This window comes from Streptomyces herbicida (assembly GCF_032656585.1).
GTDB classification, from domain to species: Bacteria; Actinomycetota; Actinomycetes; order Streptomycetales; family Streptomycetaceae; genus Streptomyces; species Streptomyces herbicida.
On record NZ_JAUYWJ010000036.1, the window covers coordinates 35,396 to 56,343 of the forward strand.

13 protein-coding genes and 5 pseudogenes are annotated in these 20,948 nt (G+C 67.7%); 9 read left to right on the plus strand and 9 right to left on the minus strand.

What is annotated here, in order from left to right; translation table 11 throughout:
* Positions 1-299 precede the first annotated feature (299 nt).
* Positions 300-529: pseudogene (locus Q8A52_RS44655) on the minus strand (DDE-type integrase/transposase/recombinase); the annotation flags it as partial.
* A 369-nt stretch (positions 530-898) separates the two neighbouring features.
* Between Q8A52_RS44655 and Q8A52_RS44660 the strand changes: the two are divergent.
* From Q8A52_RS44660 to Q8A52_RS44680, 5 genes are all read left to right on the plus strand, one after another.
* Positions 899-3,898, plus strand: coding sequence for an NACHT domain-containing protein (locus Q8A52_RS44660; RefSeq protein ID WP_316763447.1), 3,000 nt, complete (start codon positions 899-901; stop codon positions 3,896-3,898).
* Between the two features lie 252 nt (positions 3,899-4,150).
* Entirely contained in the window at positions 4,151-5,380 is a 1,230-nt protein-coding gene (locus Q8A52_RS44665; protein WP_316763449.1) for an MFS transporter, read from the plus strand.
* Between the two features lie 660 nt (positions 5,381-6,040).
* Positions 6,041-6,700, plus strand: a complete 660-nt coding sequence (locus Q8A52_RS44670) for a cation transporter (RefSeq protein ID WP_316763452.1) — start codon at positions 6,041-6,043, stop codon at positions 6,698-6,700.
* A 142-nt stretch (positions 6,701-6,842) separates the two neighbouring features.
* A complete protein-coding gene (locus tag Q8A52_RS44675; protein ID WP_316763455.1) occupies positions 6,843-6,971 on the plus strand; it encodes a hypothetical protein in 129 nt (42 codons plus the stop codon).
* Positions 6,972-7,247: 276 nt separating this feature from the next.
* Positions 7,248-9,743, plus strand: coding sequence for a SpoIIE family protein phosphatase (locus Q8A52_RS44680; protein WP_316763457.1), 2,496 nt, complete (start codon positions 7,248-7,250; stop codon positions 9,741-9,743).
* Between the two features lie 988 nt (positions 9,744-10,731).
* Here Q8A52_RS44680 and Q8A52_RS44685 read toward each other — a convergent pair.
* Positions 10,732-11,340: a TetR/AcrR family transcriptional regulator gene (locus Q8A52_RS44685; RefSeq protein ID WP_316763460.1), complete on the minus strand. Its 609-nt coding sequence runs from the start codon at positions 11,338-11,340 to the stop codon at positions 10,732-10,734.
* 136 nt (positions 11,341-11,476) lie between these two features.
* On the opposite strand from Q8A52_RS44685, the gene Q8A52_RS44690 reads away from it, so the two are divergent.
* The 3 genes and pseudogenes from Q8A52_RS44690 to Q8A52_RS44700 all read left to right on the plus strand — a co-directional run.
* The gene (locus tag Q8A52_RS44690; protein WP_316763462.1) at positions 11,477-12,238 is read left to right on the plus strand and encodes an SDR family NAD(P)-dependent oxidoreductase; all 762 of its coding nucleotides are present in this window, start codon (positions 11,477-11,479) and stop codon (positions 12,236-12,238) included.
* A gap of 40 nt (positions 12,239-12,278) precedes the next feature.
* Positions 12,279-12,695, plus strand: a complete 417-nt coding sequence (locus Q8A52_RS44695) for a DUF4345 domain-containing protein (protein ID WP_316763463.1) — start codon at positions 12,279-12,281, stop codon at positions 12,693-12,695.
* A 119-nt stretch (positions 12,696-12,814) separates the two neighbouring features.
* A pseudogene (locus Q8A52_RS44700) lies at positions 12,815-13,107 on the plus strand (PPOX class F420-dependent oxidoreductase); the annotation flags it as partial.
* Between the two features lie 229 nt (positions 13,108-13,336).
* Here Q8A52_RS44700 and Q8A52_RS44705 read toward each other — a convergent pair.
* The 5 genes and pseudogenes from Q8A52_RS44705 to tnpA form a co-directional block, all read right to left on the minus strand.
* Positions 13,337-14,125, minus strand: a complete 789-nt coding sequence (locus tag Q8A52_RS44705; RefSeq protein WP_316763464.1) for an ABC transporter ATP-binding protein — start codon at positions 14,123-14,125, stop codon at positions 13,337-13,339.
* Positions 14,122-14,844, minus strand: a complete 723-nt coding sequence (ntrB, locus tag Q8A52_RS44710) for a nitrate ABC transporter permease (RefSeq protein WP_316763466.1) — start codon at positions 14,842-14,844, stop codon at positions 14,122-14,124. Before ntrB ends, Q8A52_RS44705 begins: the two co-directional genes overlap by 4 nt.
* Positions 14,845-15,014: 170 nt before the next feature.
* Complete coding sequence (locus tag Q8A52_RS44715; RefSeq protein WP_316763470.1) at positions 15,015-16,250, minus strand: CmpA/NrtA family ABC transporter substrate-binding protein; 1,236 nt, start codon at positions 16,248-16,250, stop codon at positions 15,015-15,017.
* Positions 16,251-16,447: 197 nt separating this feature from the next.
* Positions 16,448-17,655: pseudogene (locus Q8A52_RS49360) on the minus strand (RNA-guided endonuclease InsQ/TnpB family protein).
* A pseudogene (tnpA, locus tag Q8A52_RS44730) lies at positions 17,639-18,114 on the minus strand (IS200/IS605 family transposase). The pseudogenes Q8A52_RS49360 and tnpA overlap by 17 nt, the downstream one beginning before the upstream one ends.
* 410 nt (positions 18,115-18,524) lie before the next feature.
* On the opposite strand from tnpA, the pseudogene Q8A52_RS44735 reads away from it, so the two are divergent.
* A pseudogene (locus tag Q8A52_RS44735) lies at positions 18,525-18,822 on the plus strand (SAM-dependent methyltransferase); the annotation flags it as partial.
* A 36-nt stretch (positions 18,823-18,858) separates the two neighbouring features.
* On the opposite strand, the gene Q8A52_RS44740 reads toward Q8A52_RS44735, so the two are convergent.
* Both Q8A52_RS44740 and Q8A52_RS44745 read right to left on the minus strand, forming a co-directional pair.
* A complete protein-coding gene (locus Q8A52_RS44740; RefSeq protein ID WP_316763472.1) occupies positions 18,859-20,343 on the minus strand; it encodes a DEAD/DEAH box helicase in 1,485 nt (494 codons plus the stop codon).
* A 172-nt stretch (positions 20,344-20,515) separates the two neighbouring features.
* Positions 20,516-20,719: a cold-shock protein gene (locus Q8A52_RS44745; RefSeq protein WP_316763475.1), complete on the minus strand. Its 204-nt coding sequence runs from the start codon at positions 20,717-20,719 to the stop codon at positions 20,516-20,518.
* Positions 20,720-20,948 lie beyond the last annotated feature (229 nt).

A 20,948-nucleotide genomic window follows, 5' to 3' on the forward strand; every position in this document is an offset into this window, starting at 1 on the left:
GGCAACAGCTCAGATCTGACCGCCATCGTTGAGTGCGAGAGGGGCCCGCTCTTCATCAAGGCCGTTCGCGACCGCCCGGCGGCCGGCGAGACTCCCCCATCAGGGAACGGCAAATCGATGCCGCCCTCGTCCACATCTCCCCGCCCGTGCTGTGGGATGTGGAGGCAGAGGGCTGGCTGGTCCTGGGCTACGAAGTGATCGACGGCCGGTCGGCCGACTTCGCACCGGACTCACCGGATCTCCCGCTGGTGGTCGAAACCATTGCGCAGATTGGCTGCGTGCCGCTTCCGGTGTTCGCCCGGGACTGTCTCGGTGCCCTTGAGCAGCTTGTGGACAAGCCGCTTGGCGGCATGGGTGTTGCGCTTGTTCTGGACCAGGATGTCCAGGACGTTGCCGTCCTGGTCGACGGCCCGCCACAGGTAGCGCATCCTCCCGTTGACCTTGCTGAATACCTCGTCCATGTGCCACCGGTCGCCGGGCTTCGGCTGGCGGCCGCGCAGCCGACAGCCAGACCGCGTTGCGCGATCATCTCAGGCGGGAATTGGAAACCCTTGTACGACGGTGCAGCAGTGTCCACGAGCAGGCCCCTCCCACAACGATCTCCACCAAGATCATCGCATCGCGCCCCTCAACTTGATAACTCCCTCACTGGAACGAAGCTGCCCCCACCCCGATGCTGTTCCCTCGCAAAAATGTGCTCCCCCAGGAAGAGTTACCCCCAACCCCCTGACGGTAATGAAACACGATACGGCTCGGCGCAGGCCGGGTCGGCGAAGCACCCTTTGCTGTAGGAGCGTTGGCGTCTGTGCAGAGCAGAATCGTCGGCCTCGTGGCCGCAGCCGTTGTTCCTCCCGTCATCGTGGCGGGGCTGCGGCGGGCCCCCGTGGAGAGTCTCCCTATGACGACCGTGGTGCTGCTCGTGGCATACGAATGCGCCGTCGTCCTCGCCGCCTTCGGGGGGCGGATCGTCGGCGACGTGGCCAAGCGACGGCAGCTCCGGATCGCCGACCACCTCGACCAGATACTGGGGCGGCGCATGTCGCGCTTCCCCCGGCGTTACCGTGCCGTCCTGCTCGGCAGGGTCCGTCATGTAGACCTGACGGGATTGCCGACGATCGGCTTCTACACGCCCGAGCTCGACGAGGTGTACATCCACCTCAGCCTCACCTACCGGGCGCCCAGCGACGCTGGGCAAAGCGTCTTGGACCACTTCCCGCCTGACGTGACCGACCGTCACGCGCTGGGCGACTTCCTCGACAGCCGTCGTCCCGTCGCACTGGCGATCATCGGAGCCCCCGGCAGCGGGAAGACCACCCTGCTGCGCCGCACCGCCCGGCAGATTTGTCAGGCTCCCCGGGGACGCCGCCGCCCCGTCCCGATCCTGCTCTTCCTCCGTGACCATGTATCCGCTGTACTGGCCTCACCACAGGTGACCCTCGCCGACCTGGTACGCGAAACGCTGGATCGAGGCGTGTACGAACCGGCTGGCTGGTTCGAGCAGAAACTGGAGGCCGGCCACTGCGTGGTGCTGCTCGACGGGCTGGACGAGGTCGCGCGCCAGGACGACCGGCGGGCCGTGGCCTCCTGGGTGCAGCGGCAAGTCGCGCGGTATCCGGAGAACGACTACGTCATCACCTCGCGCCCGCAGGGGTATCTGTCGACGCCCGTCAACGGCGCGGCCGTCCTGCAAATACGCAGCCTGACCGACGAGCAGGTGGAGGCATTCGTCCGCGGCTGGTACCTCGCGGTCGAGCGATTCATCGCGAGGACGGAGGACACGGCGGTCCGGCGCGTGGCCCGGACGGCCGCCGAAAACCTCCTGGAACGGCTGAACGAAAACCCGGCCCTGCTCGACCTGACCATCAACCCCCTGCTGCTGACGATGATCGCCAACGTCCACCGCCATCGCGGGGCGCTGCCCGGGACCCGCAAGCGGCTGTACGGCGAGATCTGCGAAGTCATTCTGTGGCGCAGACAGGAGAGCAAGGGCGTCTCCGGCGCGCTGAGCGGTGACCGGAGGGAGATCCTTCTGCGCCACCTCGCCCTGGCGATGCAGGAACAGCGCGTACGAGACCTCCCTCGTCCCGCGGTCCTCACCGAGGTTGAACCTCTGCTGCGCCGGATGTCCCCCGACCTGTCGCCCGAGGAGTTCCTCGCCGAAGTGAGCACCCACGGCCTACTGATCGAACGGGAAAGCGGCCGGTACGCCTTCGCCCACCACACATTCCAGGAGTACCTTGCGGCCGCGCGCTTGCACGACACCGCACGTGCCGAGCTGCTCGCCGCCACCGTCGACGACGTGTGGTGGCGCGAGACCACGCTGCTGTACGTGGTCGGGTCGGATGCCGACGCCATTGTCGAGGCATGTCTGGCCTCGGGCAGCGTCACCGCGCTGTCGCTCGCGTTCGACTGTGTCGAGCAGGACAGCCATCTCGATCCGCGCCTGCGCAGCCGACTCGACGAACTACTCACCTCCACGTACGGGTCCGGCGCCGACACCGGTGCCGCGCGGCTGCGGCTGATGGCCGAGGTCACGGCGACGCGCCAACTACGCGCCCTCGTACGGACACAGGGCGGCGGCCGGGTCTGCCTCCGGCCGGTGACCCGGGGTCTTTACAGACTGTTCCGGTCGGACACCGGGGCCCCGCCGCCCGACGGCGAGGTCGCACGCGAGGGGGCTCCCGAGCCTGCTCCGGGCGGCCCGGACAATGAACTGCCGGTCACCGGGGTCCGCGCAGGGCAGGTCGTCGCCTTCGTACGCTGGCTCAACGGCATCACGAGCGATGGCCCGGGCTATCGCCTGCCCAGCCTTCCCGAGGTCCAAGACCCGGCAGTCCGGCGCGGCACCGCCGCCGTGCGACGGAGTATGCCGGCCCAAGGACTGTGGCACGCATCCGACAGCGAGCAGGACCGACCCCGGCTGTGGGTCGCACCCGGCACACCTGATCCGTACGAAGTGGACGCGGGCACCATGCTCGGGCGCGTCGGTGACGACCTGCGGCGCACCCGACCGGCCCTGGTCCGACTACTGCTGCTCCGGGCGCTCGTCACCGTACATGTGTTGCTGAATGGCGCGGCCGGTCTCCGCCCGGCCCCCGGGGTGGCGGTCGAGCAGGCGCTTGACCACGTCCACGACCTCGTACAGACACTCCGGCACATACGGGCGCTGGACCCGGAACCCGGCGACCGGCATACGGCCTTACAGGCCCTTGCCGACGGGCTCGGGGACGCGATCGATGGCGGTGCGCAGCGTGAGCGCGCCGGTGCCACTGCCGCCCGGCTGCAACACGCACTGGTTGACGCGCTGCGGACCCGAGAGGCGGTCGACCGGACCGATGCCGTCGGTCTCGTACTCCCCGTCCTCCGGGTGCCCGGCCTGATTCCCGACGGTGACCATGCATTCGACCGGGCGCTCGAGCAGAGCATGGGCGTCGCGCTGTCGTCCACGGTGACCCGCATGCTGCGTGCGGGCGTGCCGCCGGACTCCTGGACGGACTCGTTCGCGCGCAGGTTCGCTTTGCGGACCTGGGACGGAAGCACCTCTTGGCGCGTGTCGCCGGACGACCTGGCGCACCGTGCGCGGGAAGCCTGCCTGACGATCCATGGCCGCGACCTGACAGCGCAGGGCGGGCTTGCCGAGCTGTGCTGGGCGGATGTGGTGACCCGGAAGTTCGAGCAGGCCGCGCTGTCGGCCTTCGACGGCCGCGCCCCGATCACTCCCGTCATCGCGGGGGAGTTGCGGATCGCGGCGCTGTGCCTCGCGGCCGAGGCTGACTCCCTCGGCGCGCCGGAGGCAGGCACGGATTTCCGCCGCATCGCGATCGGCGCGACCCTGCTGGAGGAACGGGCTCACGGAGACCGGCCTCCCGGCGAAATGATTGTGCTGGCGAAGCTCTGACCACATCCGACACCCGAATCAATTTCCCACCCCAAATCCGGAACGGTGTTCGATAATGATCTGTCGACGTCTTTCGTCGATGTGGCTGCGGGGTCGCTGTCCGGAACGGTAGAACTGCAATACACCCGGCTCGCGATGCCGGGGGGAAATCATCGGGTGCGGGGAGGCCGCGTGCCGTACAGCGACGGTCCGACTGGACTTCGTCCTATACCTGACGACCGGCACCGACGCATGTCCCGCCGCGGTCTTGTGGTGGCCTCCGTCGGACATTCTCTGGAATGGTTCGACTGGAACTCGTATGTGATCTTCTCCGTCTTCTTCTCGGACCGCTTCTTTCCCTCCGGGAAGGACGGAGCCGCACAGTTGTCCGCGCTGATGATTTTCGCGGTCGGCTTCTTCTTCCGGCCGCTGGGCGGGATCCTGCTGGGCGGCTTCGCCGACCGACACGGACGCCGCAGCGCGCTCACCCTGTCCATGCTCCTCATGGCGGGCGGCAGCCTGCTCGTCGCGGTCTGCCCTACGTACGACAGTGCTGGCGTGCTGGCGCCAGTACTGCTGGTTGTTGCGCGCATCTGCCAAGGGCTGTCCACCGGCGGGGAGATGGCAACCTCCGCGACCTACCTCGCCGAAGTCGCGCCCCAGGGCCGCCGCGGCTTCTACTCAAGTTTCATCTATCTGAACGGAACACTCGGAAACCTGGCCGCCACACTCCTCGCTGAGGCGGAACTCGCGCGGCTCGGTGAAACGGGAATGAAGGAATGGGGATGGCGTATTCCGTTCGCCTTGGGCGCGGTTCTCGGCGTCTACGCGATGTATATGCGACGCTCCCTGAACGAAACCGGACCGTATCTCGTAGGTCAGGACCTTCGGGTGCGCCGCCCGGCCTGGGAAGTGCTGCGGAGGCATCCCTTGAGCGGGTGGCGTGTGGCCGGATTCACCTTGGGCGCGACAGTCGTCTACTACACCTTCCTCGCCTATCTTCCCGCCTATTCGCAGCATACCCACGGTATTTCCACCGCCGCTGCGCTCTGGGTCTCGGTCGTGGCCCAGGCTGCGATGATCGTGGCGCTTCCGCTGCTGGGAATCCTGTCGGACAAGATCGGCCGCAAACCGCTGCTGAGTATTTTCGCGGCCGCCTTCGCGCTGCTGAGCGTCCCTTTGTTCGCTCTGCTCGACTCGTCGTCCGTCTGGTCCCTCCTGGTAGCCATGACCACCGGGCTGCTGCTCTTCGCCTGCTACGCGGCCATAGCACCCACTGCGATGGCTGAACTGTTCCCCACCCAGGTACGTTCGGTCGGTCTCGGCATGCCCTACTCGCTGGTCGTCGCCCTGTTCGGCGGAACAGCCCCCTACCTGGTGGAACAACTGACAGAACACGGCCACGGCGCCTGGTTCCCCTGGTACATCTGCGTGCTGTGCCTGGTGTCGTTGCTGACGTACGTGACGACGCCAGAGACGAAGGACGTGAATCTCGACCGATGACCTCGAAAGCTCAACGCCCCCATGACCCGACGTATGACCGCCCACGCCTCCGCCAGGAGGGGCGGGCGGTCGGCGGGGAGGCTTGCCCGGCACCTTGCGGCGGGCGGTGATACCCGTACGGATTCACGGCCCCCCGTCCCGTCATCTACGCCAGGTAGTGCCGGGGCGGGTCCGTTGCCAGCCTGCGTTCGACGGAGTCGAAGCCAAGTGCGTGGACCCGACCGTCGTTTTGGCCCAGCTGATCGCTGCCATCCATGAGGTTGAGTGGCGAGTGGACGTGGGGAAGGAAACGACCGTGTGGCCGACCTCCCCAGCTCCCGGCCCAAACGGCCCCGGGGCCGAGGACGACCCGTGGGTGACGGGACCGTGGGGTATCAGAACTCCATCCACTGGCAGGGGAAACTCTGGCAGGAGTACGCGACTCCGAAGTAGCGACCATCGTTGCCCGGTGGGGTGCAAGCGGAGCAACTGCGGGGGGGGCACGCGTCGAAGACATGCAGCCACTGACCGAAGAGCTCATCCTGCTTGCCAGGCGGGCTCGCGACGCCGGCGATCAGCTCTACTGCTGGATGTCAGTGTGAGGCTGTCCGTCCTGGACGTCCGCGTCAACTCAGAGGGCAGCTGCCGACGGTTGAGCGGGACACCGACCGGTACGGAGATATGGACAACGGATTCGTCGTCGTCTTCGGCAAGACCAAGCCCTGTGCGGCCTGGGAGACTCCACTGGTGCTCGCCCATGATGCCACCCGCGCGGCTTTGCTCCGCCGCGGCTTCCTGCTGGAATACGTAACACTCGGCTGGAACGTGATCGGCATCGCGGTCCTCGCTGTGGCCGCCGTGTCGGCACGCTCGGTCGCGCTCGCCGGGTTCGGCCTGGACTCCCTGATCGAAATCGGCGCCTCCATCGTGGTGGTCTGGGAGTTGTCCGGCACCGGCAAGGCCCGCCGGCGTCGCGCGCTGCGGCTGATCGGTGTCGGCTTCGCGGCCTTGGCCCTGTACCTGCTGATGCAATCCACCTGGGTCGTGGCCACCGCCTTTCACCCCTGCTCCTCACCGCTGGGCATCGGCTGGACCGCGATCACCGCCGCCGTGATGTTCGCGCTCGCTTTCGGCAAGTCCCGCACGGGAGCGGCGCTCGACAACCCGGTGCTGACTGCCGAGGGCCGCGTGACGCTGATCGACGGCCTGCTCGCCGCAGCCGTCCTGCTCGGGCTGCTCCTCAACACCGCACTCGGCTGGTGGTGGGCCGACCCAGCCGCCGGATACGTGCTCGTCTACTACGCAATCCGCGAGGTGAAGGAAATCTTCTCCGGCCATTGACCGTGCCGGCGCGGAAAGCCGGCCAGGCCGGCTGGACCGCATGAAAGACGTCCCGGTGGCACGGGGGAACGCCACCGGGACGGCTACACCAGAGTAGACGTCGCCAGCCGCATACGGCACTGTTCGGGCGCAAGCCACAGCCATGACCCGCGTACAGCACGTCAACCACGCGCTGGACTGCTCGCTGGAGACAAAGACCACGCAGCTCATCATCGAGCTCCTCAACCGCTCGGGCACGACGGTGCGCGACGTGGGATCCGCGATTCGGTGAGCACTGCCTGCGGATCATGAGCACCCTCGGAGCAAATCCGGGTGATCCTGAGCATTCGGTGACGCTCAGTAGCTGTCAGGTATGGGAGTGCCGACTTGCGGCCGGACCGTACAGGTGCACCGTGCTGTCAACGGTTTGCGATCTTGCCCGGGGTGTCCCGCGGACCCCAGGCGGAGCCATAGCCGGATCGCGGCGACGGGCCCTGCGAGCTGTGACCGATGCGTCTCGCTGGGTTGCCGCCTTGGGCCGGTGGGCCGACCTGCGCACACTGGAACTGTGCACGAAACGATCGCCGGCGAGACGGCGGAGCGTGAGGATCTCCTCGCTGCTGCCGTCGTCGAAGCCGTCGGAGGCACCGGCGCGTACGCCGGGAGCGTCTTTCTCCGCTCCCGCGACCGCCGGTCGATCGTGCTCGCCGCGACGTGCGGGGTGCCACCTTCTCTGCTCGGTGGCTGGCACCTCATTCCGGTGAGCAGTCCGATCCCGGCCGCCGCAGCCTACTGCTCCGGGCGCACGGTCCACCTCGCCGACGCCGACGAGACGATGCGCCGGTTTCCTCAGCTAGCGGTCGCTCTGCCGTACGCCTTCGGCTCCTGCTCCGTGCCGGTAGCCGCAGGTGGGGAGACTTTCGGGGCGCTGGCGATCGTCTGGGCTGCGTCACCCGGCAGCGAAGGGCTGTCCAAGGCCCAGCGCCGCCACTTGCGGACCATCGCCAAACGGCTCGGTGCCTCCCTCGCCGAGCTCCGCGCCCGTACCGGCGATCCGGTCGAGTGCGACCCACAGACGATTCCCGTCGAGACCCCAGCTCCCTCGGCACCGGCCGTGAGGGCCGGCCTGTTCGACTGGGACCTCGTCACCGGCACCTTCACCGTGGACGACGAGCTCTGCACGATCTTCGGTCTCGCCCCCCGTGCTTTCGACGGACGAGCCGAAACGCTGGCTTCCTGCTTGCACCCCGGCGACCGCGCCGCCCTTCGAGCGGCCGCCCGCGCGGCAGCCGCCGAGGGCCGGATCACAGCGCGCCGCCTGCGCATACGGAATCGCAGGGGCGACGGCGAGGAGTACCGCACGGTCCAGTTGTGGGGCCTCGCACCGAAGGCCGACAACGCGCGGGCACACAACCACCTGGTCGGCGCGGTCGTCGACGCGCAGGCCGGCAGCGCGGCCGTCGCCGCGGTGGAACGGCTGCGGGACGGGGTGTTCTCCCTCGCCCCCGACGGGCGGGTCACCTACGCCAACCACAGCGCCCTGCAGTTGCTGGGTGTGCGCGGCGACGAGTTGCTGGGTCAGTTTCTCTCGGACGTGCTGCCGTGGCTGTCCGATCCCGAGGTCGAGTACCGGCACCGGTCCGCGATGATCTCGCAGGCGCCGGTCTCCTTCCTCGCCTGCCGACCGCCCGACCGGTGGCTCGCCTTCTCCCTCCATCCGGAGGCGGACGGAGTAACCGGCCGGGTGGTGCCCTCCGGCCATCCGCCCTCGACCTCAACGCCATCAGCCTCCTCGGCCGAGACAGCAACCGCTGCCACACCGGCGCGCCTGGGCGTCATGTACCACGTCCTGCAGCTGGGCAGCGCGCTGACCGAGGCGGTCACCGCCCGCGAAGTCTGCGAAGTCATCTCCGACCAGCTCCTACCAGCCTTCGGAGGCCAGCAGCTGGCGATCTACGTGGTCCGCGACAAAGCGATGGATCTGCTTTACCACACCGGCCACCACGAAGACTTCCTCGACTGGCTGCAGGGCGTACCACTGCATGCCTGCCTGCCCGGTACGGAAACCCTGACCTCCGGCGCTCCGCTTTTCATCGAGTCGCAGCAGGACCTCTCCCAGGGCTACCCGGGCATCCCCACGGGCGAAGTGAGCTCTTGGGCGTATCTGCCGCTGATAGCCTCCAGCCGCCCTGTCGGCACCTGCGTCCTCGGCTTCGACGAGATCCACCGATTCACGCAGAAGGACCGTGGCGTCCTCACCGCACTGGCCGGGCTGATCGCCCAGGCCCTGGAACGAGCGCGGCTCTACGACTCGGAGTTCGCCCTCGCGCGCGGCCTGCAGCAGGCGCTCCTGCCGCACCGGCTGCCAGTTGTCCCGGGTATCCGCACCGTCGCGCGCTATCTGCCCGGCACCAGCGGAATGGACATCGGTGGCGACTGGTACGACGTCATCCCCACCGCTAGTGGGGTCTGTCTTGTCATCGGAGACGTCGAGGGGCACAGCATCGCCGCCGCGGCCACCATGGCCCAGCTGCGCAGCGCCGTACGGGCCTTCGCCGCAGTAGGTCATACGCCTGGCGATGTGATGGCGGGCGCCAACCGGACCCTCATCGACCTCGACCCCGGTCTGCTGGCCAGCTGCTGCTACATCCACCACGAACCCCACGGCCACCACGCCTACGCCGTCACGGCCGGCCACCCCCCACCCCTGCTTCGCCGTCCCGACGCGACGACCAACGCCCTTGAACTGAACGTCGGCCCACTCCTCGGTGTGGATCGCGCAAGCGCCTATCCAGCAACCCGGATCGACCTCCCGCCAGGGTCCGTCCTCGCCCTCTACACCGACGGACTGGTCGAAAGACGCGACGCCGACATCAACGTGGGGATCGACGGCCTGCGAGCATCCCTGGCCCACGCCCCTGCGGATTCACTGGACGAACTCGCCGACCGGCTTCTGCACAACGCCCGGGACTCCTCGTACCGAGCCGACGACATCGCCCTGCTGCTCGCCGAGTACCGTTCCGGTCACGGTGCTGAGGTGACATCTGATCATGTGGCTTCGTAACCGAGAGAGAATGGGTTCTGGTTCACTTCTTTATGGTCGCGTACTCAGCGTGACCGTCGATCTTCGTGTGACGGCGGTTGGGGGTCGCCCGAAAATCGTCAGGCCGGAAGGCGGTGTGGTCGCGGCCAGCCAGGCCGCGAGCATCGAGGAACCGCGCTTCCTCGTCCCCGCCCCATCCCCGAAGCGGGCGACTCCGGCGGTCGAGGTGGTCGGGGCTCCTGGGATGGTTACATCGCGCTTGCGAATGTCCATCTACCGCTTCGGTGAGTCCATGGTCGAGCCGGTGGGTCAAGTTCATGCTTCTGGCAATGGAAAACGTCCAGGCAAACCCTGACCCATGAGAGCTTCCCTGCTGAATCGATGCAGGCAATGAACCGAATCCCGCCTCGACCAAAACGAGGCGGGCTCTTCGTCGCGGACCCGCCGGGCCCCACTGACGACGCGGGCGGAGCAGGCGGGCATTGAACGGACCTGCTTGCCCCGCCTTTCGGGCACGGAGGCTACCCAATCTCACCTGCCCTCCCGCTCCGCCTCGGGTCCGATGCGGGCGCACGTCAGCCAGGCGGGCGGAATCGGGCAAACTCAGGCCCACCACAAACCGGGCCACCGCCGCACACCCGCTGTAGAACTTTCGCTGCGAGTCCTGCCGGACCCGACCGGGCAATGCGCTTCCGGGCCTCTGGAGGCGAATGGGCGACATGCCTTCTTTCCGGCCCCCTGGTCCACACCCGGTGAGGGATCCCACAAACAGGCCACCCGCTGGCGCGTGGACGCCAGTGGGGCTATCTTCGACAGGGAGAACGACCGGTCTTCCTACCTCTTCCGGACGGCATCTCTGCCTTCCGGGCGGGCTTGTCAACCAGGGAAGCAACTGCCAGTGGGTCCCGGTGCACGTCGAACAGAGATGAAAAGATCCATGAAGCCAACCCGCGCCCCGGCTCGCCCGGGCTCCGACACAGGGCCGGTGTTTCGCGCGGCCTCGATGGGATCAGCCGCCCGATCGGATCAGCCGGGCCGCGTCCAGCAGGGTCTTGTGGGCGGTCGCCGAGTCGTCCAGGTAGCCGGCGGCCATGGCGCCGTCGTACAGCATCAGCAGCGCACCTGCGGCCGACTCCGGGTCGGTGCGGCCGACCCGGGTGAGCAACTCCCGGAAGAGAGTGCGGATCCAGTCCCGGTGGGATGCCACCAGGCCGCGGACAGGATGGTCGGCGTCCGGGTACTCGGCGGCCGCGTTCAGGAACGGCGATCCGCGAAAGCCGCGCTCGCGGGCGTGCTCGGCGATCGCCTCGAAGATCAGGTCGATCGCCTCCGCGGGCGGGTGCCCGGCGGCCAGCGGTTCGGCCACCTCCTTGTAGTAGGCGTCCTTGGTCAGCAGATAGGCCACGACCAAGTCGTCCTTGGAGGCGAAGTGCCGGTAGAAGGTCGCCTTCGTCACCCCGGCCTCGGCGATCAGCCGCTCCACGCCGATCGCGCGGACGCCCTCGTAATAGAACAACCGCGACGCGGCCTGCACGAGGCGCTCTCGAGGCGGCAGGTCTCCCGCAGCCTTGGTCCCGTGACGTCCGGTGTTGGTGGTCTTCTGCCCAGTGATGCTCACTTCCCCATTGTGCCCTTGGCTCGGCCTTGAGCGGCCTCCACCCCGTACGGCCCGACCAGCAGGTCCGTATTCCCCCTATCCCTATCCGCACGGCCCGCAGCAAGGTGGCCGTGCCGCGCATCGAAAGGTTTGAATGATGACTCGTCGTCTTGAAGGAACCGTCGCTCTGGTCACCGGAGCGTCCAGCGGTATCGGCCATGCCACCGCGCTGGAGCTTGCCCACGAAGGCGCGTCCGTGGCCCTGGTCGGCCGACGCGAGGACCGGCTCACCGACCTCGCTGGGGAGATCTCCAACGCCGGCGGGAAGGCCCTGGTCGTGCCCGCTGACATCACCACCTCCCAGGCCGCCGCGGAAGCCGTGGAGCGGACCGTCGAGGGCCTGGGCCGCCTGGACACCCTGGTCAACAACGCCGGCCTCATGCTGCTCGGCCCCACCCCCGGCGCCGACCTGAACGACTGGCAGCGCATGGTCGACATCAACCTCATGGGCCTGCTGCACACCACCCACGCGGCTGTCCCCCACCTGGTCAAGGCCGCCGCCGAGGGGCCGCGCCAGGTCGCCGACATCATCAACATCAGCTCGCTGAACGGCCGCAACGCCTACGCCATGATGGCCGTGTACACCGCCACCAAGTTCGGCGTCACCGGCTTCAGCGAGGCGCTGCGCCAGGAACTGGCCAAGCAGCACGTCCGCGTGTCCGTCGTCGAGCCGGGCAGCGTCGACACCGAACTGCGCACCCACAACTCGGACGTCGTCCAGCAACTGCTCAGCGCCGGCCTCGGCGACATCGAGCGGCTGCAGAGCGAGGACATCGCCGACGCCGTCGGTTACATCGTCACCCGCCCCCGGCACGTGGCCGTCGCCGAACTGCTCGTACGCCCCACCGAGCAGGCCTAACCACCAACACCGGGCCCAACTCCGAGACAAGCAAGGAGCCATGATGGCGGTCAGCACCCCTGTGACAGCAGCCAACACCATCGTCCGTGTTTGCCTCCTGCTGGCCGCTGCCATCGCGCTCGGCGACGGCCTGCGGCAAATGGCGCAGGGAGGCCCAGCGGGCACGGCGGACGCGGACAACGCGCACCGCTTCCTGGCGGGTGTCTACGTTGGCTGGGCTCCCCTGTTCGCCTGGGTGGCGGCAACGATCCGATGGCAGGGAGTACTCGTCTACTTCCTGGCCGTCCCGATCTTCCTCGGTGGCATCGGGCGGCTGGTCTCCTTCACCCGGCACGGCATGCCCAGCCCGGCGGGAGTCTTCCTCGCCTCCGCCCTCCTGGATTTCGTCCTCTCGATCGTCATCGTCTGGGCGCACTCCACCGCACTCAGGTCCAGGCGAGTGCCGGCCGCCACCTGAGGCACCGATCCCGGGCGGCAGACCGGCAGACGGACGGTGGGTCGAGTTGGACCCTGCGTTGCCCGGGTCGGTTCACCAGATTTTCGCTGGGCCAGGCGGTGCTCGCGGCCGGACAGGACGTGTGGGTGGTGCGCGACCGAGACACGCTGGGCGTGCGGACCCCCGCCCACTCCGGGAAAGTCAAGCGGATCCGAGCTCGCGGCAACACCTCGTCGGCCCCTGCGACCTGCGCGGCGACCCGACGGGCGACCCGGTCCCGGCCACCGCCGAGATCACCGACGCGGCGACCGGCGCCCGCTACCGCTCACTCATCGCTCGCAAGTACGGCATCGTCGGCCGCCTCATGATCTTCAACAGCTGGCTGCGGGGAGCGGACCGGACGCTGGGCATCCGCGTGCGGCTCGCGCCGTGACGAGTTGACGCACCGTCTACTCCCCCATCAGGGGCCGCCTGTCGGATGGCCATGGTGAATGCCATCAGACGGTCACGGCGCACCTTGCGCTCCAGCACCGTTCCCGAAACCAGTCCAGCGGGATCGAGACGGTGAGTGTGAGGTGGCCACGGGAGGTGATCCCGACCCGCGAGGAGGCGTCAGGTCACCACGGACCGAGACCACCACCTGCAACCACCTCACACCCGTGCTATGCGACAGGCGTCCGGTCGCCGAGCAGTAGGCCTGCCAACTCCTCCTGAATCCCGGCGTATGCCGGGTGCTTGTTGATCGTCGCGCGGTCCCGAGGGCGCGGGATCGGCACCGGGATGATCGTTTGCACCGACGGCTGCGGCGGATTGGACATGACCACGATCCGGTCGGCGAGCAGAATCGCCTCGTCGAGCCCGTGCGTGACCATGAGCACCTTCTCCGTCTCCGACTCGTTGCCCCACAGCTCGACGAGTTGTTGCTGCAGTCGGGAGCGGGTGAGCGCGTCCAGCGCGCCGAACGGCTCGTCCAGGAGCAGGGTGCGCGGGCCCACGGCGAAGGCGCGGGCGACCGCGGCGCGTTGGGCCATGCCACCCGAGACCTGACCTGGGCGCTTGTCGCGGTGCTCCCACAGCCCGACCGCGGTCAGATATCGCTCCACCATCTCGTCGGCCTTGGCACGTGACCAGTCCGGGCGTGCCGCCCGGACGGCCTCGCGTACGTTGGCGAGCAGGCTCAACCGGGGCAGCAGGGAGTAGTTCTGGAAGACCATCGCCCGCTCGGGCCCCGGCCCCGTGACCGGCTTGCCGTCCACGACGATCTCGCCTTCGTCGGGGCGGACCAGGCCGCCGACCATGTTGAGCAGCGTGGACTTGCCGCAGCCGGAGTGGCCGATGAAGGAGACGAACTCGCCTTCTTCAACCGTCAGGTCCACACCCCGCAGAACGTGCTGCGCGGGCCCTCCCCTCCGCTTGAACGTCTTGTGCAGTGCGCGGATCTCGACCGTCATGACTGAACCTCCTCGATGGCGACCTTGCGCGAGAGCCGTACGAGGATCGCGTCAAGGATCAGTCCGACAAGACCGATGAGGACGATCGCGGCCGTGACCGAGCTGAGGTCCCCGGCGTTGTACGAGTCCCAGACGAAGAACCCGATGCCCGAGTTGCCGGAGAGCATCTCCACCGCAACGATGACCATCCAGGCAATGCCCATCGACAGCCGCAGACCCGTGATGATCGACGGCAGGGCGTTGGGTATGAGCACATGTCTCATATAGGCGAGGCGGCCGAAGCGGAAGACCCGCGCGACGTTGCGGTGGTCCTGCGGAATCTGCGCGGCGCCGGCCGCGGTGTTGATCAGCGTCGGCCACAGCGCCGTAATGAAGATCACGAACACTGAGGCCTGGGACGCATCCTTGAATACGGCCAGCCAGATAGGAAACCAGGCCAGCGGCGACACCGGGCGCAGGACCTGGATCACCGGGTTGAACGCGAGCCAGGCCCGGCGGCTGGCGCCGATCAGCATGCCCGCCAGCACGCCGACCACGGAGGCCAGCGCGAAGCCGGTGAACACGCGCTGCAGCGACGTGCCGAGATGGAGGCCGACGCCCTTGTCGTTCGGTCCGTTGTCGTAAAACGGATCGGACAGCAGGTCGATCAGGGTCCGGGCCCCGTCGAGCGGGGCCGGGACGTCGGGCGAGCGGGATGAGGCGAGCTGCCAGAGCAGCACGACGGCCGTGCTACCGAGCACGGCCCATCCGGAGCCGCGGGCCAGCTCGGCGAGTCGGCCGCCCCAGGCGCCCGTTGCGGGCACCCGGCGGGCAGGGGGGCCAGGCGGCCCCGGCTCGGCATCGGTCGCCACAGCCGGTTCCGCCTGATCCGTAGGCGTCAGGGAACGGGTCACTTCCGCTTCGCCTCCTCCTTCGGCTTCGTGGGGTCGAAGGTCGTGCCGTCGAGCTTCACGCGGAACGGGCTCATGTCGTCTCCCGGCACGTCGATGCCCTCCTTCTTCGCGACCTCCTCGTACAGGTCGCGCAGAATGATCTCGTCAGCGATCTTGGTGTAGGGCAGGTCGCCCTTCACGAGCCCGAAGCGCTGGTACTGGCTCAGGAACCAGATCGCGTGCCCGCGGCGCGGTGCGGGCGTCTTGCCGTCGCGGAAGAACATCATCTGGTCGCCGCTGAACTTCTTCTCGCCCAGGTTGGCACCCAGTTCGTAGGTGCCGAGCAGCCGGCCCTCGATGTCCTTCGCCGGTGCCTTCACATACTGCGGGGAGCCGATCGTCTTGGCGGCCTTGGCCCGGTTGTCCAGGTCGTCCAGCCACTTGGCGGCCTTGAGAACCGCCCCCATGACGTCGACCAGAACATCCTTCTTCTGCGAGGCGAACGTGGCGTTGGTGACCAGGGCCTTCTCGGGGTGGTGCTGCCAGATGTCCTGGGTGGTCAGGTGGGTGAAGCCGATGTCCTGCTGGACGGCAACGGCGTTCCAGGGCTCGCCAACGCAGTAGCCGTCCATGTTGCCGACCTTCATATTGGCGACCATCTGCGGCGGCGGGATCGGTACGATCTTGACCTTCGACAGGTCGGCCTTGGTGGCCTTGAGCCAGTACCGCAGCCAGGTGTCGTGCGTACCGCCGGGGAAGGTCATGGCCAGCGTCGGCGACTTCTTCTCCAGCAGGCCACGGGCGGCCTTGAGATCCGCGTAGCCGGCGTCGGCGAAGTCCTTTTTCAGTGTGATGGCCTGGCCGTTGTTGTTGAGCACCATGGCGATCTTGAGGTCGGTGGAACCCGTTCCCGCGATCTTCGAGGCGACGGACAGGGGGAGGCTGAAAAGAGCATGGGCGGCGTCGATCTGCCCGTTCAGCAGATTATCCCGAGTTGCGGGCCACGAGGCCTGCTTGATCAGTTCAACGTCGAGGTCGCGCTCGGCGAAGTAACCAAGCTCTTTCGCCATCACCAGGGGCGCACAGTCGGTCAGCGCGATGAACCCAAGGCGCACCTTGCGGCCGGACTTGGCTGAGGTGGACTTCTTGTCGGACGAACCGCACGCGGTGAGAGCGGCGGTGCCGAGCGAGGCGGTAAGGGCGGCTGTTCCAGAGAGGCGAAGGAAGCCTCTGCGCCCGAGGTTGTTCTCCATGGCGAGGAACGTACGGCCGCATGGAGACAACGAAATTGCGCGTGTGTCAAGGGCGTAAATCGCGCACATCGCCTGAGCATGTGGAGACGACGTGAGGGGTCTGAAATGAGTCGGGCATATGGCCTGTCGCTGGGTGACATGAACCGGGATCCGTGACTCCTCCCCCGGATAGATCCAGGGGCTTCTCCTGTCGGTGGCTAGGCCACGTCGGGAAGGACCAGCCCGGCCCTGAGTGCAACGTTCCAGGCGCCCACGCGGTCGGCGTGGTCGTTGTGTCCGCACGCGGTGCACTGGAACTTTTCGCCGTCGCGGTTCTCGCTGTCCACGTGCCCGCATGCAGGGCAGGTGCGCGAGGTGTTGCGGGGGTCCACCGGGATCAGTACACGACCGGCGCTTTCAGCCTTGCGCGCGAGGATACCCAGGAACACCCCCCAACCCGCGTCAAGAATGCTTCGGTTGAGCCCGGCCTTCGCAGCGGCCCCGTTCGGCAGGAACGCGCCCGGCTGTTCGGGGTCGGGCTTCGGCTGGGGTGCGCGGACCATGTTCGTGATGCTCAGGCGCTCATGCCCGATCTGGTCGTAGTCCCGGACCAGGGCGAGCGCGGCCTTGTGGGCGTGGTCGGTGCGCTGGCGGCGCACCTTGCGGTGCAGCTTGGCAACCTTCTCCACGGCCCGGCGGTGTCGGCGGTGCGGTTCTCCCTCTTCCGGCGCGAAAACGCCGTGAGGGCGCGCTGAGCGTCGGCGAGGGCTTCGGCGTTGCGTAGGCCGTGCCGGGGGTTTTCGACGTGGGCGCCCTCGGACGTGGTGAGGAAGTGCGTGACGCCCATGTCGATACCGGTCACGGCCCCGGTTGCCGGGAACGGTTCAGGGGTCACCTCGTCGCAGGCGAGGATCACATACCACTGTCGCCCTTCACGCTTGACCGAGATCGTCTTGATGCGGCCCTTCACCGGCCGGTGCTGGTGGACGCGGACGTGCCCGATGCCTTGGAGGCGGACGCGGGTGACGGCCTCGTGCGGGGTGGAGTCCCAGCAGCAGCCGTCGCCGTCCTTGGGGAAGTCCACGGTGTCGAACCAGCTCACGCCCCGGAACCTGGGATAGCCGGGCTTCTCACCAGCCTTCACGCGCCTAATGAACGCGGCGAAGGTCTTGTCGAGGCGGCGCAAGGTCGCCTGCTGAGAAGAGAAGGACCAGCGTCCCTGACGTTCGGGGTCGAAAGCCCGGATCTCCTTGAGCTGCGCGGACTGCTGGTCGTACCTGATGCTCGTTTTGGAGGCGTGCCGGTAGGCGTCGCGGCATTCCTGCAACGCTCCGTTGTAGAGCGAGCAGTGATCACGCAGCATCTCGCCGAGGGCCCGCGCCTGGCGGACGGTGGGGCGGAGGAGAAACTTATACGCCCGGTGCACGCTCCCCCTCCCCCTCCTTCTGCGTCTTCGTCCAGGGGCGTTCCCACTGGGTATTGATGTACTTCTCCACCGTCTCCGCGCTGAGCACGCCGAGAGAGGCGACGAAGAACGACGACGACCACAGCGTCGGCATGCGGCTCTTCAGGTGCGGGAACTCCTCGCGCAGCACACGGGAGGTGAAGCCCTTGAACTGGTTCGCGACGTATGAGGCGGAAGCCTTCGGTTCGTGCTTGACGAACAGGTGCGCGTGATCAGGCATCACCTCAAGGGCGATGATCTCCCAGCCCTCCCCTTCCGCCGTCTGCTCGATCAGCTCACGCAGCCGCAACGCGACCCGGCCGCCGAGAACCCGACGGCGTACTTCGGGCACCACACCACATGCAAGCCCAAGTCGTACACGCCACCGGAGTACCGGCGAACCTTCCGCGTCCGGCCACACGAGCACCATACACACGCCACACATCCAGCTGAGGTCAACAGCGCAGATACGTAAGCACAGTTGAGGTCAGAGCAGCTTTTAGAAGCGATTCCCCCATGCCTAAAGGCACGGGTCCCCTCGCTAGATATCCGATGGCCAGGGCCGCTACTGGTTCCCATGCGCCGCCGCGCCGCGATGCGATGGCGAACGCCGCCCGGGAACACGCAATCCTCGTCGTGGACGTCTCCGCCGTCGGACTCGTCGTTCCCGAACCTGCTGCTGCACATCCACCATTCCGGCACGACCGCCGCCCGGCCGGCTCCCACCACAGTGCAGCGTGTTTTGACGATCACGGGAGCCGACGCCGTCCTTGACGTCCGAGCCCAGGCTGACTGAGCGCAGCTGCAAGGTTCAGCGCGGCGAACGGCTCGTTGGGGCGGCGTGGACGCGGAGATCCCTGCCGCCGGGGCAGATCGCGGTGCCGTTCGACGTCTCCGAGCGGCACTTCGTCTTCGACACCTTCGACCTGGTCGGGCCGATTCTCGTCTCGCACCACTTCACCCGCGACGGCGAAGACGGCCGCTACCGCCGCGGCAACTCCCGGCACCGGTACGCATGACCGGCGGAGCTCGACCTGATGGCACGGATCGCGGTGCTCGAGCTGGAACGACGGGTCCGCGGACTGCGACGGGGCGCCGTTCAACCACGACTCCACGAAGCGCATCTTCGTGTGGCGCAAGCCGGCTTGAGTCAGACGCACAGCGTACGAGGGCGCCATTGCCGAGCTATGCGCCACGACGGACCCGGGCGGCCTTGCGGGCCTCGGCAACCTGTCGGGCCTCGACAGACCGGCGAGACGCGCCACCGCCGCCGGCCCGCCCGGGGCGGGTGCCCAGACCGCGGAACGGAGCGTCGCCGCGCTTGGGGCGCTCCGCGACCGGCCCGCTGCCGCTGACGGGGACACCGGATGGAGCCTGGGCGCCGGTGATGCGGCTCAGCTCGGCCTCGCCGGAGCGGACCTGCGTGATCTGCGGCCTGATGCCCGCGTCGGACATGAGACGGGCCATGTCCCGGCGCTGGCTGGGGAGGACCAGCGTGACGACACTGCCGGACTCGCCGGCGCGGGCCGTGCGGCCGCCGCGGTGCAGGTAGTCCTTGTGGTCGCCGGGCGGGTCGACGTTGACGACGAGATCGAGGTCGTCGATGTGGATGCCCCGAGCTGCGACGTTGGTGGCCACAAGCGCCGTGACGTCGCCGGTCTTGAAGTGTGCCAGAGTGCGGGTGCGCTGGGGCTGCGACTTGCCGCCGTGCAGCGCCGCGGCCTTCACGCCGTTGCTCAGCAGGTGCCTGGTGAACCGGTCGACGGCGTGCTTGGTGTCCAGGAACATGATCACGCGCCCGTCGCGGGCAGCGATCTCGGTGGCGGTGGCAAACTTGTCGGCGCCGTGCACCTGCAGCACGTGATGCTCCATCGTGGTGACCGCGCCCGCCGAGGGGTCGACCGAATGGACCACCGGGTCATGGAGGTAACGACGGACCAGAAGGTCGATGTTGCGGTCCAGTGTGGCCGAGAACAGCATGCGCTGGCCGTCGGGACGTACCTGGTCCAGCAGTTCGGTGACCTGCGGCATGAAGCCCATGTCCGCCATCTGGTCGGCCTCGTCCAGGACGGTGATGTTGACCCGGTCCAGGCGGCAGTCCTTGCGCTCGATGAGGTCCACGAGGCGGCCAGGAGTCGCGACGACCACCTCGGCCCCGGCACGCAGTGCGCCGGCCTGCCTGCCGATCGACATGCCGCCGACCACAGTGGCCAGCCGCAGCTTCAGCAACCGGGCGTACGGGGCGAGGGCATCGGCGACCTGCTGGGCCAACTCGCGCGTGGGGACGAGGATCAGGGCCAGCGGCTTCCGCGACTCGGCACGCTGCCCGGCGGTGCGCACGAGGAGCGCCAGACCGAAGGCGAGCGTCTTGCCCGATCCGGTGCGCCCGCGGCCCAGGACGTCGCGCCCTGCGAGGGAGTTCGGCAACGTGGCGGCCTGGATCGGGAACGGCTCGTTCAGGCCGAGAGTTGTGAGCATCTTCAGCAACTCGACCGGCATGTCCAGTTCACTGAAGGTCGCAGCCGCGGGGAGGGGCGGGGTGACGGTGACCGGCAGCGCGAACTCCCCCTGTGGTGCGGAGGGACGGCGCCCGGTGTCGCCTGGATCGGCGTCGGGGCGACTCTGGCCCCGTGGACGGAAACGGTCGTTGGTGCGAGCTGAACGGCTCATGGAGAACCTTCCTCGACGGGGGCGCGCATCGAGGAATTCCCGACAGGAACGAGCCGGATGAATTGCAAGAACGAGCCGGGTGTGAGACCAAAAGAATTCCATCGGAATGCAAAAACAGTAAGCCGGGACCCCACCGCAAGGCGGGGCCCCGGATATCTCATACGCTTCGACGTCAGGCGGGAGTGATGTTCTCCGCCTGCGGACCCTTCTGGCCCTGCGTGATGTCGAAGTTCACCCTCTGGCCTTCCTGGAGTTCACGGAAGCCCTGGGCGGCGATGTTCGAGTAGTGGGCGAAAACATCAGGGCCGCCGCCGTCCTGCTCGATGAAGCCGAAGCCCTTTTCCGGGTTGAACCACTTGACGGTGCCAGTAGCCATGTCACATCTCCTTGGGGGCAGTGCCCGCGGGCTCACACCGTGTGAACCCCTGCGTTGCCACAATGAACCCCGTCCGGATAAGCACCGGAGATACAAAAACGCCCGACGACATACAGCCGCCAGGGCACTTGAAGTTTCGGGAACCACAACTGCAACTAGGACTAATTTTAGCACGGCACAGGCATCCGTGCTGCTTTCACCCGTGACGTAAAGACTCGGTCTCACGGCA